General features: G+C 68.9%; 9 protein-coding genes and 1 tRNA gene. 2 read left to right on the top strand and 8 right to left on the bottom strand.

Features of this window, described 5'->3' with window-relative positions:
- Window positions 1-29 precede the first annotated feature (29 nt).
- Window positions 30-2,657, bottom strand: coding sequence for a DNA polymerase I (polA, locus tag KZX17_RS12000; RefSeq protein WP_248173815.1), 2,628 nt, complete (start codon window positions 2,655-2,657; stop codon window positions 30-32).
- 84 nt (window positions 2,658-2,741) lie between these two features.
- Between polA and KZX17_RS12005 the strand changes: the two genes are divergently transcribed.
- Window positions 2,742-3,173: a PaaI family thioesterase gene (locus KZX17_RS12005; protein ID WP_248173818.1), complete on the top strand. Its 432-nt coding sequence runs from the start codon at window positions 2,742-2,744 to the stop codon at window positions 3,171-3,173.
- Window positions 3,174-3,186: 13 nt separating this feature from the next.
- On the opposite strand, the gene KZX17_RS12010 is transcribed toward KZX17_RS12005, so the two are convergent.
- Window positions 3,187-3,699, bottom strand: a complete 513-nt coding sequence (locus tag KZX17_RS12010) for a GNAT family N-acetyltransferase (protein ID WP_248173821.1) — start codon at window positions 3,697-3,699, stop codon at window positions 3,187-3,189.
- 10 nt (window positions 3,700-3,709) lie between these two features.
- Window positions 3,710-4,333, bottom strand: a complete 624-nt coding sequence (locus KZX17_RS12015) for an ANTAR domain-containing response regulator (protein WP_248173824.1) — start codon at window positions 4,331-4,333, stop codon at window positions 3,710-3,712.
- A 58-nt stretch (window positions 4,334-4,391) separates the two neighbouring features.
- On the opposite strand from KZX17_RS12015, the gene KZX17_RS12020 reads away from it, so the two are divergent.
- A tRNA-Leu gene (locus tag KZX17_RS12020) sits at window positions 4,392-4,477 on the top strand.
- A gap of 47 nt (window positions 4,478-4,524) precedes the next feature.
- Here KZX17_RS12020 and KZX17_RS12025 read toward each other — a convergent pair.
- The 5 genes from KZX17_RS12025 to lgt all read right to left on the bottom strand — a co-directional run bounded on the left by KZX17_RS12025 (window position 4,525) and on the right by lgt (window position 13,528).
- Complete coding sequence (locus tag KZX17_RS12025; protein WP_248173826.1) at window positions 4,525-4,791, bottom strand: GlsB/YeaQ/YmgE family stress response membrane protein; 267 nt, start codon at window positions 4,789-4,791, stop codon at window positions 4,525-4,527.
- Between the two features lie 148 nt (window positions 4,792-4,939).
- The gene (pyk, locus tag KZX17_RS12030) at window positions 4,940-6,388 is read right to left on the bottom strand and encodes a pyruvate kinase (protein WP_248173829.1); all 1,449 of its coding nucleotides are present in this window, start codon (window positions 6,386-6,388) and stop codon (window positions 4,940-4,942) included.
- A 51-nt stretch (window positions 6,389-6,439) separates the two neighbouring features.
- Window positions 6,440-7,906, bottom strand: coding sequence for a glutamate synthase subunit beta (locus KZX17_RS12035; RefSeq protein ID WP_248173832.1), 1,467 nt, complete (start codon window positions 7,904-7,906; stop codon window positions 6,440-6,442).
- Window positions 7,899-12,503 carry a glutamate synthase large subunit gene (gene gltB, locus KZX17_RS12040; RefSeq protein WP_374107940.1) on the bottom strand — a complete coding sequence of 1,535 codons (4,605 nt, stop codon included), beginning with the start codon at window positions 12,501-12,503 and terminating at the stop codon, window positions 7,899-7,901. Before gltB ends, KZX17_RS12035 begins: the two co-directional genes overlap by 8 nt.
- 53 nt (window positions 12,504-12,556) lie before the next feature.
- Window positions 12,557-13,528: a prolipoprotein diacylglyceryl transferase gene (gene lgt / locus KZX17_RS12045; RefSeq protein ID WP_248173835.1), complete on the bottom strand. Its 972-nt coding sequence runs from the start codon at window positions 13,526-13,528 to the stop codon at window positions 12,557-12,559.
- Window positions 13,529-13,565: the final 37 nt, after the last annotated feature.

The following is a 13,565-nucleotide window of genomic DNA, read 5'->3' on the forward strand; positions in this document are numbered from 1 at the left end:
TCCGAGCGTAGACCGGGCCGCCGTCCGGGTCAGTGCGCGGCTTCGTCCCAGTCGCCGCCGCGGCCGATCTGGACATCGAGCGGAACGGACAGGTCGGCGGCGTCGCCCATCCGGAGCCGGACGATCTCCTCGACCGCGTCCCACTCACCCGTCGCCACCTCGACGACGAGTTCGTCGTGGATCTGCAGCAGCACCCGCGACGCCAGCTCCCGCTCGCGGAGATCGCTGTGGATCTCGTACAGCGCGATCTTCATGATGTCGGCCGCACTGCCCTGGATGGGCGCGTTGAGCGCGGCGCGCTCGGCGTTCTCCCGCAGGACGCGGTTCGGGCTCGTCAGGTCGGGGAACGGGCGGCGACGGCCGAAGATGGTCTCGGTGTAGCCGTCAATGCGCGCCTGCTCGACCGATGAGCGCAGGTAGTCCCGCACGGCGCCGAAGCGGGCGAAGTACTCGAGCATGAGCTGCTTGGCCTCAGACTGCTCGATCCGCAGCTGCTTCGACAGGCCGAAGGCGCTGAGCCCGTAGACGAGACCGTACGACATCGCCTTCACCTTGGTGCGCATGGCGGAGGTCACCTCCGCCGGCTCGACGCCGAAGACGCGTGCACCGACGAAGCGGTGGAGGTCCTCGCCCGAGTTGAACGCCTCGATGAGGCCGGGGTCGCCCGACAGATGCGCCATGATGCGCATCTCGATCTGGGAGTAGTCGGCGGTGAGGAGCGTCTCGTACCCGGCGCCGACCTCGAAGGCCGCGCGGATGCGGCGGGATTCCTCGTTCCGGATGGGGATGTTCTGCAGGTTGGGATCGGTGCTCGAGAGTCGGCCGGTCTGGCTGCCGGTCTGCACGTACGTGGTGTGGATGCGGCCGTCGTCGGCGATCCCGACCGTCAGCGACTCGATGATCTGACGGAGCTTCGTCGCCTCTCGATGCTGCAGCAGCAGACCGAGGAAGGGATGCGGGTTCGACTCCTGCAGATCGGCGAGCACTGCGGCATCCGTCGAGTACCCGGTCTTGGTCTTGCGGGTCTTGGGCAACTCGAGCTGGTCGAACAGCACCTCCTGCAGCTGCTTCGGCGACCCGAGGTTCACCTCCCGCCCGATGATGGCGTAGGCCTCCTGCGCGATGCCGTCAGCTCGCTCGGCGAGCTCGCCGGAGAAGCCCGACAGCTTCTCGCGCGAGACCGAGACGCCGGCGAGCTCCATGTCGGCGAGGGCGTCGAGGGTGGGCAGTTCGATCTCGGTGAGCACCCGAGCAACCGAGTCGGCGAGCTCATCACGCTGCGCGGCGGCGACCCGCAGGATGAACCAGGCGAGCTGTCCGGGGGTCGCGCCCTCGGTCTCGGGCACCAGCTGCGACGGATCCGCCTCGGGCAGCTTCTCGTCGAGGTGACGGTCGACCAGATCGGCGAGGTTCTTGTCGGGCAGACTCGGGCGCAGCAGCCAGCCCGCGAGCATGACGTCGAACGCCAGGCCACCCAGCCGGACGCCGCCCCGACGGAGCGCTTTCACCTGAGACTTGGCGTCCGCCAGCACCTTGGGCGCATCGCTCTCGAGCCATGGCGTCAGGGCCGACCGGGCGCTGTCGTCCCATGCCGTCTCGTGGGCCTCCTCGATCGTGGCGACGCCCACGCGTGTCGGCAGACCGCCTGCGACGGTGAGCGTGACGGCGACATCACCCTCGCGCGATGCGAGCCACTCGGCAAGGGTCGCGGCATCCGTCTCGTGCGCGACGGGGGCCTCGACCTCGGGGGTCACGGGCTCGGGCTCGGCACCCATCGCTTCGAAGACCCGGGGCAGGAGCGTGCGGAACTCCAGCCGCGCGAAGATCTCGCGCACCGCCTGCGCGTCGAGCGGCTGCACAGCCAGGTCGTCGGGTGCGACCGGGAGCTCGACGTCGCGCAGCAGCGTGTTCAACTGACGATTGCGGCGGACGTCCTCGATGTGGTCTCGGAGGTTGCCGCCGACGACCCCCTTGATCTCACCGGCGCGGGAGAGCAGCTCGTCCAGGGTGCCGAACTGCGTGAGCCACTTGACCGCGGTCTTCTCGCCGACCTTCGGCACACCCGGCAGGTTGTCGCTCGTCTCGCCGACCAGCGCTGCGATGTCCGGGTAGTTCTGCGGAGGCAGACCGTACTTCTCCACGACCGCCTCGGGCGTGTAGCGCTTGAGCTGCGAGACGCCCTGGACGCTCGGGTACAGGAGGGTGACCTCATCGGTCACCAGCTGGATGGTGTCGCGGTCGCCGGAGCAGACGAGGACGTCGAAGCCGCGCTCCACGCCCTGCGTCGCCAGGGTCGCGAGGATGTCGTCGGCCTCGATGTCCTCCTTGGCGAGGACGGGCACGCCCATGGCTGCGAGGCACTCCTGCAAGAGCGGGATCTGGCCCTTGAACTCCGACGGGGACTCCGAGCGGTTCGCCTTGTACTCCTCGTAGACACGCGTGCGGAACGACTGCCGCGAGGTGTCGAAGGCGACCGCGAGGTGGGTCGGCTGCTCGGCCTTGACGAGGTTCACGAACATCGACAGGAACCCGTAGATGCCGTTGGTGTGCTGGCCGTCCTTCGTCGAGAAATTGTCGACCGGGAGGGCGAAGAAGGCCCGGTAGGCCAACGAGTGGCCGTCGACGACGAGCAGAGTAGGCTTTCCGGAGTCGCTCACCCGACCAGCCTAGTTCGGGCATGCGACACCGACTTCCCCGCACCGGTGCCGGGTCGGCACCACCCGAACCGAAGGTGATGCGCCATGCCCGAGACCGCCTCCTCCCCCGCCGACGCCCTCGACTGGGCCGCCGGCCGCGGCATGGGCGCCCTGGCCGAGAAGATGGGGATCGAGTTCGTCGAGTTCACCCCGGAACGGGCGGTGGCCCGGATGCCGGTGGCCGGCAACACGCAGCCCGTCGGGCTCCTGCACGGCGGCGCGTATGTCGTGCTCGGCGAGTCGCTGGGATCGATGCACGCCAACCTGCACGCGGGCGAGGGGCGACTGGCGGTCGGCATCGACATCAACGCGACCCACACCCGATCGGCGACGGAGGGGTGGGTCACCGGCGTCTGCACGCCGATCCACCTCGGCCGGAGCATGACCGTCCACGAGATCGTCGTCACCGACGATCAGGGCAGGCGGTGCTCGACGGTGCGGATCACCAACATGGTGCGCGACCAGCCGGCATCCTGAGGCTCGCGCCTTCTCAACTCGGGAGGACGAGTTTGAAGCCGACGTGGGAGTCGACGAACCCCAGTCGCGTGTAGAACCGGTGCGCGTCGGTCCGTGCGGCATCCGAGGTCAGTTGGACGACCGTCGCGCCGACCGACGGCGCGGCGACGTCCGCCACCCAGCGCATAATGGCGGAGCCGACGCCCTGTGATCGCCATGCCTGCGCGACCCGGACCGCTTCGACCAGGAGCCGCGTGCTGCCGCGTCGCGCCATCCCGGGGATCACGGTCAGCTGCATCGTCGCGACGACGAGGTCATCGCTCTCCACCACCAGGAGGTCGTTGCTCTCCGAGGCCAGGATGCGCACCAGGCCCCGCTGGTACAGGCCACGGTCCTCCGCCGCAGCCACGTCGCCGCGCCCGGCGCTGACCGGGTCATCCGAGAGCAGCGCGATGATCGCATCGACGTCGTCCCGCATCGCGCCCCGCAGCCGGACCGGTCCCTCTCGCGATGCGAGGAGGACCGGGAGATCGAGCTCGTCGATCACGACCGGGGTGTCAGGACTTCTTGGGCGCGAGCTGCTCGATGATCGCCTTGGCGACGTCCTGCATCGTGAGGCGACGATCCATCGACGCCTTCTGGATCCAGCGGAACGCCTCGGGCTCGGACAGGCCCATCTTCTCGTTGAGCAGGCCCTTGGCGCGGTCGACGAGCTTGCGGGTCTCGAAGCGCTCGACCATGTCGGCGACCTCGGCCTCGAGCGTGATGATCTGCTCGTAGCGTGCGAGCGCGATCTCGATCGCCGGGAGCAGGTCGTTCGGCGTGAACGGCTTGACGACGTAGGCGAGGGCGCCTGCTTCACTCGCGCGCTCGACGAGCTCCTTCTGGCTGAAGGCCGTCAGGAGGACGACCGGCGCCACGTGGTTCTTGCTCAGCTTCTCTGCCGCACTGATGCCGTCGAGGACGGGCATCTTCACGTCCATGATGACGAGGTCCGGACGCAGCTCCGTCGCGAGCTGCACGGCGGTCTCACCGTCGCCCGCCTCGCCGACCACGTCGAAGCCGCTGTCGCGCAGGATCTCGACGATGTCGAGGCGGATCAGCGACTCATCCTCCGCGACGACGACGCGTCGGGGAGCGGGAGCTGCCTGGGGGGCGGAGGTGGGTTCCTGCTCAGTCACGTCGTCCATCCTAGGCCAGGCCGTGCATGCTTCCTGCGGTAGGGTCGATCAGGCGCGCGCCGGTGTGGCGGAATGGCAGACGCGACCGACTCAAACTCGGTTGCCCGAAAGGGCGTGTGGGTTCGACTCCCACCACCGGCACCAGCAGAGCGGCGCCCCCGAGGGGGCGCCGTTCCCGTCTCCGTCCGCGGTCAGGTCGTCCGACGGCGGCCGACGATGAGGCCGTAGATCAGCAGCACGATCAGCGAGCCGCCGATGGCGAGCAGCCATGTCTGGATGCTGAAGAACTCCTCGAGCGGGCGGTTGAAGAGCACGCTGCCGAGCCAGCCGCCCAACAGCGCTCCCACCACGCCCAGGATCAGGGTGATGAACCAGCCGCCGCCCTGCTTGCCCGGAAGGATCAGCTTCGCGATCGCGCCGGCGATGAGCCCCAGAATCAGAAAACCGATGAACCCCATGATGACCTCCTGTGGCCGGGAAACGGATACCTGTGGCGTGAAGGTACGCCTCGCGGAGCCCCCGGCGGCAGGCCTTCCCCCGCTCCCCCGACAGTGCTAGAGGCGGGCACCCCGAAGGGATGCCCGCCTCTCGCGGAACGGCTCGGGGTCAGCCCTCGGCCTTGTAGATGGGCGCCTTGCCGTTGACCGCGTCGCCGATCTTGTGGATGCGGATGTCGTTGGTCGCCCCGATGATCCCGGGAGGGGATCCGGAGATGACGACCACCTTGTCCCCTTCCTGCAGCAGGCCGCGGGAGAGGAAGTAGTCGTCGACCTGCAGGAACATGAGGTCGGTGTGCGCGACGTGCTCGACGAGCGTGGACTGGACGCCCCAGGTCACCGCCATGCGACGACGGATCGCCGGTTCGATCGTGAACGCCATGATGGGGATGCCCGAGCGCAGGCGCGACATGCGCCGCGCCGTGTCGCCCGACTCGGTGAAGAGGCAGATGTACTTCGCCTCGACGAACTCCGCGACCTCGTTGGCGGCGAGGGTGATGATGCCGCCCTGCGTACGGGGCTTGGCCGTCAGCGGGGGGATGCGCTCGAGGCCGTGGGTCTCGGTCGCGTCGATGATGCGGGCCATCGTCTCGACGACGCCGACCGGGTGCTTGCCGACGCTGGTCTCGCCCGAGAGCATGACCGCGTCCGCGCCGTCGAGGACGGCGTTGGCGACGTCGCTCGTCTCGGCGCGGGTCGGCACCGGGTTCTCGATCATCGTCTCGAGCATCTGCGTCGCGACGATGACGGGCTTGGCCATGCGACGGCAGAGCTCGACGGCGCGCTTCTGCACGATCGGCACCGCCTCGAGCGGCAGCTCGACGCCGAGGTCGCCTCGGGCGACCATGATGCCGTCGAAGGCGTCGATGATCTCCTCGAGGGCGTCCACGGCCTGGGGCTTCTCGATCTTGGCGATGACGGGGACCTTGCGGCCCTCCTCCGCCATGATCTCGTGCACACGGGTGACGTCGGCGGCGTTGCGCACGAACGACAGCGCGATGATGTCGGCGCCGGCCTGGAGACCCCAACGGAGGTCGGCCTCGTCCTTCTCCGACAGGGCCGGCACGTTGACTGCGACACCGGGCAGGTTGATGCCCTTGTTGTTCGACACCGGTCCGGCGACGATGACCTCGGTGGTCACGACCGGGCCGTCGACCGAGGTGACCTGCACGCGCACCTTGCCGTCGTCGATGAGCAGGTAGTCCCCGGGCTTCACGTCGTTCGGCAGGCCCTTGAAGGTCGTCGAGACGATCTCCTTGGTGCCGGGGATGTCGTCGGTCGTGATCTTGAACACGTCGCCGACGGCGAGCTCGTGCGGACCGGCCGCGAAGCGTCCGAGGCGGATCTTCGGGCCCTGCAGGTCGACGAGGACGGCGACGGCACGGCCGGCATCCTCTGCCGCCTTCCGGACGTTCGCCAAGCGGGCATCGTGATCGGCGTAGTCGCCGTGGCTGAGGTTGAATCGGGTCACGTCGACACCGGCGTCGATGATGGCACGGACCATCTCGTAGCTTTCGGTGGCGGGACCCAGAGTGGCGACGATCTTCGCGCGTCTCACAGAAATGACTCCGTCGGGTAGTGATGAGGGGAGGTTGTGAACGGTCTCAGCCTAGGCGTGCTGGAGCCCGATCGCGACGTCGGTCGGTCGGACCGGCGCCGGGAGGTCGGTGGCGCCCATGAGGTACTCGTCGACGGCGGATGCCGCGGCTCGCCCCTCAGCGATGGCCCACACGATGAGGGACTGGCCGCGCCCGGCATCCCCCGCCACGAAGACGCCCGGTGCGGTCGACTGCCAGTCGTCGGCCCGCTCGACGTTGCCGCGATCGGTGAACACCGCCCCGAGCTGCTGCTCGAGCGCGGGACGCTCGGGTCCCGTGAAGCCCATGGCGATGAGGACGAGGTCCGCCGGGATCTCCCGCTCGGTCCCGCTCTTGGGGACGCGTCGACCGTCGACGAACTCCGTCTCGGCCACGCGCAGCGCGCGGACCTCGCCGACCTCGTTCGAGAGGAACTCGACGGTCGAGGCGAGGTAGGACCGCTCGCCGCCCTCTTCATGGGCCGATGCGACCTCGAAGAGCGTCGGCATCATCGGCCACGGCTGGTGGTCCGGTCGCGCCTCGGGCGGCTGCGTGCCGATGGCGAGGTTGGTGACGCTCAGCGCGCCCTGCCGGTGCGCCGTGCCGATGCAGTCGGCGCCCGTGTCGCCGCCGCCGATGACGACGACGTGCTTCCCCTCGGCGTGGATCTGGTGCGGCACCTGATCGCCCGCGACCGCCTTGTTCGACTCGACGAGGTACTCCATCGCGAAGTGCACGCCGGCGAGGTCGCGGCCGGGGATGGCGAGGTCGCGCGGCTCAGTCGCGCCGGTCGCGATGACGACCGCGTCGTAGCGGGCACGCAGGTCCGCCCACGACAGGTCCTTGCCGATCTCGACGCCCGCCCGGAAGCGGGTGCCCTCGTCGCGCATCTGACGCAGCCGGGTCTCGAGGTGGCGCTTCTCCATCTTGAAATCGGGGATGCCGTAGCGCAGCAGACCGCCGATGCGGTCGTCGCGCTCGTACACGGCGACCGTGTGGCCGGCGCGCGTCAGCTGCTGTGCGGCGGCGAGACCCGCAGGCCCCGAGCCCACGACGGCGACGGTCTTGCCCGTGAGTCGCCCGGGAGGCTCGGCCTCGACCCAGCCGTTCGCGAACGCCTCGTCGATCGTCGAGACCTCGATCTGCTTGATCGTGACCGCAGGCTGGTTGATGCCCAGTACGCACGAGCTCTCGCAGGGCGCCGGGCACAGTCGGCCCGTGAACTCCGGGAAGTTGTTCGTGGCGTGCAGGCGTTCGATCGCCGCACGCCCCTCACCGCGCCAGGTGAGGTCGTTCCACTCCGGGATCAGGTTGCCCAGCGGGCACCCCTGATGGCAGAACGGGATGCCGCAGTCCATGCACCGGCCGGCCTGGCGTCGGAGCACGGCCTGGTCGCCCTGCTCGTACACCTCCTTCCAGTCCATGATGCGGACGGGAACGGGCCGGCGCGGCGGGAGCTCGCGCTCGGTGACTTTGAGGAAGCCCTTGGGATCAGCCACCGGTCACCTCCAGGATGCGGGTCCAGACGACGTCGCTGTCGGGGTCGAGCCCCTCGTCGATCGCCTCCTGGCGGGTTTTCAGGACGGCCGCGTAATCGCGCGGCAGGACACGGGTGAAGTTCGCGGCTTCCGTCTCCAGGTCGGCGAGCAGCCGCTCGGCGAGGTCGGAGCCGGTCTCCTCGACGTGACGGGTCAGGAGGTCGCGGAGGATCTCGACGTCACCCGACCCGAGCTCGGTGAGCTCGAGCTCGCCCGTGGCCAGCGCCTCGCGGTTGATGAGCGCGCGGTCGAGCTGGTAGATGTACGCGGAGCCGCCGGACATGCCCGCACCGAGGTTGCGACCGGTGGCGCCGAGGATCACCGCCAGACCACCCGTCATGTACTCGAGCGCGTGGTCCCCCACCCCCTCGACGACGGCCGTCGCCCCCGAGTTGCGGACGAGGAAGCGCTCACCGACCACGCCCCGCAGGAACATGGAGCCCTGGGTCGCGCCGTAGCCGATCACGTTGCCGGCGATGACGTTCTTCGAGGCGTCGAAGGTTGCCCCACGCGGCGGGCGGACGACGATCTCGCCACCCGAGAGCCCCTTGCCCACGTAGTCGTTCGAGTCCCCCTCGAGCCGCAGCGTGATGCCCGACGGCAGGAAGGCGCCGAAGGACTGTCCCGCCGAGCCGGTGAGGTTCACCTCGATCGTCCCCGCGGGGAGTCCGTTCGCCCCGTGCGCCTTGGTGACGTGGTGGCCGAGCATCGTGCCCACCGCGCGCTCGGTGTTGCGCACCGGGAGATCGATGGCGATGTGCCCGCCGTGCGCGACGACATCGCGGGCACTCTCGAGCAGCGCCACATCGAAGTGGTTCTCGAGCTCGTGCTCCTGCTCGATGACACGGTGGCGAGGTGCGTCGGCTCCGAAGGCCGGGCCGTGCAGGATCGGCGAGAGGTCGAGCCCGTACGCCTTCCAGTGGTCGACGGCGGGCTGCACGTCGAGGACCTCGGTGTGGCCCACGGCCTCTTCGATGGAGCGGAAGCCGAGCTCTGCGAGGTACTCCCGCACCTCCTGGGCGATGAACTCCATGAAGTTCACGACGTACTCGGCCTTGCCCGTGAAGCGCCTGCGCAACTCGGGGTTCTGGGTCGCGACACCGACGGGGCAGGTGTCGAGGTGGCAGACGCGCATCATGATGCAGCCCTCGACGACGAGCGCGCTCGTGGCGAACCCGAACTCCTCGGCGCCCAGGAGCGCGGCGATGAGGACGTCACGGCCCGACTTGAGCTGCCCGTCGGCCTGCACGACCACGCGCCCGCGCATGTCGTTGATCATGAGCGTCTGCTGCGTCTCGGCGAGCCCGAGCTCCCACGGGGTGCCCGCGTGCTTCAGCGAGTTCAGCGGACTCGCTCCGGTTCCGCCGTCGTGGCCCGAGACCAGGATGACGTCGGCGAGGGCCTTCGCGGTCCCGGCGGCGACCGCACCGATGCCCGACTGGCTCACCAGCTTGACGTGGACGCGCGCCGACGGGTTGGCGCGCTTGACGTCGAAGATGAGCTGCTTGAGGTCCTCGATGGAGTAGATGTCGTGGTGCGGCGGCGGGGAGATGAGCCCGACGCCGGGCGTCCCCCCGCGGGTGCGGGCGATCCAGGGATAGACCTTGCCCGGCGGCAGCTGTCCGCCCTCGCCGGGCTTGGCACCCTGGGCGAGCTTGATCTGGATGTCGTCCGCGTGGGTGAGGTACATGCTCGTGACGCCGAACCGACCCGACGCGACCTGCTTGATCGCGCTGCGCCGCTCAGGATCGAGCAGCCGGTCGACGTCTTCGCCGCCCTCACCGGTGTTCGACTTGGCGCCGAGGCGGTTCATCGCGATCGCGAGGGTCTCGTGCGCCTCCTTCGAGATCGACCCGTAGCTCATCGCGCCCGTCGAGAAGCGCTTGACGATGGACGACACCGGCTCGACCTCGTCGATCGGCACGGCCGGACGCACGCCCGTCTTCAGTCGGAACAGCCCACGGAGGGTCTTGAGCTCGGACGCCTGCTCGTCGACCATGTGCGTGTACTCGCGGAAGATGTCGTACCGACGCGTCCGCGTGGCGTGCTGCAGGCGGAACACCGTGTCGGGGTTGAACAGGTGCGGGGCACCGTCGCGGCGCCACTGGTACTCGCCGCCCGTCCAGAGCCGCTCGTGCGCACGCACGGCCTGATCCGAGGGGTAGGCGAAGTCGTGCCGCGCCTGGTTCTCGCGGGCGATCTCATCGATGCCGATGCCGCCGAGCTTCGTCTCGGTGCCGGTGAAGTACGTGTCGATGAACTCCTGCGACAGACCGACGGCCTCGAAGACCTGGGCACCTGCGTAGGACGACACCGTCGAGATGCCCATCTTGGACATGATCTTCAGCACGCCCTTGCCGAGGGCGTAGATCAGGTTCTTGACCGCCTTCTCCTGCGAGACGCCGGTGATGTAGCCCGCACGGACGAGGTACTCCGCCGTCTCCATCGCGAGGTACGGGTTGACCGCGGACGCGCCGTAACCGATGAGCGTCGCGACATGGTGGACCTCGCGCACGTCACCTGCCTCGACGACGAGACCGACCTTCATGCGGTTCTCGTTGCGGATGAGGTGGTGGTGCACGGCGGAGAGCGTCAGCAGCGACGGGATCGGGACGAGGTCCTTCGTCGAGTCGCGGTCGCTGAGGATGATGAACTCGACGCCGTCGGCGATCGCGGCATCCACCTCGGCGCAGATCTCGTCGAGCCGTCGACGCATCGACCCCGAGCCCGCGTCGGCCCGGTAGAGCCCCCGGATCGTGATCGAGCGACGACCCGGCAGCGCACGGTCGATGTTCTGCAGTTTGGCGAGCTCGTCGTTGTCGATCACCGGGAAGTCCAGCGTGATGACACGGGTGTGGTCGGCACCCGACGAGAGCAGGTTGCGCTCGGGACCGAGACCGAGGCCGAGGGAGGTGACGACCTCCTCGCGGATCGAGTCGAGCGGCGGGTTCGTCACCTGTGCGAACTGCTGGACGAAGTAGTCGAACAGGAGTCGCGGCCGCTCGCTGAGGACGGCGATCGGTGTGTCGGACCCCATGGCGCCCAGCGGTTCCGCCCCCGCCTGCCCCATCGGGGTCAGGAGGATGCGGACCTCCTCCTCGGTGTACCCGAAGGTGCGCTGGCGGCGGGTGATCGATGCGATCGGGTGGACGATGTGCTCCCGCTCGGGGAGGTCCTTCAGCCGCACACGGCCCTCGTCGAGCCACTGCTGCCACGGGTGCAGGTTCGCGAGGTCGCGCTTGATCTCGTCGTCCTCGACGATCCGCCCCTGGGCGGTGTCGACGACGAACATGCGGCCCGGCCGCAGCCGACCCCGGCGCTTGATGCGCTCCGGCGCGAAGTCGAGCACGCCCGTCTCGCTGCCGATGACGACGAGGCCGTCGGTGGTCTCGGTCCAGCGCCCCGGACGCAGGCCGTTGCGGTCGAGCGTCGCGCCGACCAGGGAGCCGTCGGTGAAGATGAGGGCGGCGGGCCCGTCCCACGGCTCCATCTGCATCGAGTGGTACTCGTAGAACGCACGGAGGTCGGCCGGGATGTCCGCCTGCTTCTCGTAGGCCTCGGGGACCATCATCATGATTGCGTGCGGCAGGCTGCGCCCGGTCAAGGTGAGGAGCTCGAGCACCTCGTCGAACGATGCGGAGTCGCTCTGGCCGGGGCTGCAGATCGGCAGCAGCGGACGGATGTCGCCGAGCACTTCGGACTCGAGCTGCGACTGGCGTGCCCGCATCCAGTTGCGGTTGCCGTTCACCGTGTTGATCTCGCCGTTGTGCGCGAGCATGCGCAGCGGCTGGGCGAGCGGCCACGACGGGAAGGTGTTCGTGGAGTACCGCGAGTGCACGACCGCGAGCTCGGTCGCGAAGCGCTCGTCCTGCAGGTCGGGGTAGAAGGGCTCCAGCTGCAGGGTCGTGACCATGCCCTTGTAGCCGAGGGTGCGGCTGGACAGCGACACGAAGTAGGCGTCGAGCTCGTGCTGCGCGCGTTTGCGGAGTCGGTAGGTGCGGCGGTCCAGGGCGATGCCCGACAGTGCCGGCGCGTCACCGACGGCAGGGCGCGAGACGAACAGCTGCTCGAACGCGGGTCGCGCGTTGAAGGCGAGCTTGCCGAGGTGCTCGTCAGCGGTCGGCACGTCGCGCCAGCCGAGCACGGAGAGACCCTCGCTCAGCGCGATCTTCTCCACAGCCGCCTTCTGGGCCGTGCGCTCGTCGTGATCGATCGGCAGGAAGGCGAGGCCGACCGCGTACTCCCCCGCCGGCGGCAGGTCGAAGTCGACCACCGCGCGCAGGAATGCGTCGGGCATCTGGGTCAGGATGCCGGCGCCGTCGCCGGTTCCGGCATCCGAGCCGATCGCACCTCGGTGCTCGAGGTTGCGCAGCGCCGTCAACGCGAGGTCGACGATGTCGTGTCCGGCCTCGCCACGGAGGGTCGCGACCATGGCCAGGCCACACGCGTCCTTCTCGAAGGCGGGGTTGTACATGCCCTGCTTCGCAGGGAACGACCCACCGGGCGCGGTCCCCTGCACAGCGGACAGGGTGTCTTCGTGACGGGAGCTCGAGGGCATGCCTACCGTCCTCACATTGGTGCTCGACCTGGGACGACGTCGGCCCTGCGGTGCTATCGGGTGGTGACTGAGCTTGTGGCCCCGTCGGAGGATTCTTCGGACGCGGGGGGTGCGCTCACGTCCACGAAGTCATCGGATGCTTGCGATTGTACAGCGCCCGGAGCAGTCCATTCGCGACCCGGCTGGTACGGCGACGGCTCGTAGCCGGGGTGCCGTCGCTGCTGGACGATCATGATGGCAAGACCCACCGCGACACCGAGGATCGATGCCCAGACGTTCGTGCGCAGGCCCAGGAACACTTCGCTCGGATCGATGCGGATGGATTCCCACACGATGCGACCGGCGGAGTACCAGACGAGGTAGAGCCCGAACAGGCGACCCCACTGCAGGTGGAAGCGGCGGCCCGCCGCGGCGATGATGATGACGCCCATGACGTTCCAGATGACCTCGTACAGGAAGGTCGGGTGGAAGAGCGTGTCCTCGGGGAGACCGGCGGGCCACGCGGCGTTGGGGTAATCGATCTCGAGGCCCCACGGCAGATCGGTGGGAAGACCGAACAGCTCCTGGTTGAACCAGTTGCCGAACCGGCCGAGCGCCTGGGCGAGCAGCAGGCCCGGCGCGAGCGCGTCGGCGAAGGTCCAGAACCGGATGCCGCTCCACTTGCAGCCGAGCCAGGCACCGATCGCACCGCCGATGAGGGCGCCGAAGATCGCGATGCCCCCCTCCCAGATCCGGAAGATCGCCCAGATGTCCTTGTCCTCGCCGAAGTAGAACCCCGGGTGGGTGACGACGTGGAAGATGCGCGCGCCGATGATGGCAAGCGGCACCGCGAGCAGCGCGATGTCGATGACGACCCAGGGCTCCGCACCGCGCTTGGTGAGCCGGCGGTTCGTCCAGAACGTGGCCACGACGATCCCGGTCAGGATGCACAGGGCGTAGAAGTGGATCGTCAGCGGACCGACCTGGAACGAGCTGATCGGCGGGCTGGGAAGGCTCGCCACGACGGAGAGGGCTGCGGAAGTCACGACGGCGAGTCTACTTCGCCGCGCCGGGCGTCCGTGT

Source organism: Microbacterium sp. EYE_78 (genome assembly GCF_023149035.1).
Taxonomy (GTDB): Bacteria; Actinomycetota; Actinomycetes; order Actinomycetales; family Microbacteriaceae; genus Microbacterium.

Bases quoted from the DNA above. Each gene is read 5' to 3' on its own strand.
- KZX17_RS12005 (WP_248173818.1), top strand. From the start codon at position 2,742: ATGCCCGAGACCGCCTCCTCCCCCGCCGACGCCCTCGACTGGGCCGCC.
- KZX17_RS12025 (WP_248173826.1), bottom strand. From the start codon at position 4,791: ATGGGGTTCATCGGTTTTCTGATTCTGGGGCTCATCGCCGGCGCGATC.
- gltB (WP_374107940.1), bottom strand. From the start codon at position 12,503: ATGCCCTCGAGCTCCCGTCACGAAGACACCCTGTCCGCTGTGCAGGGG.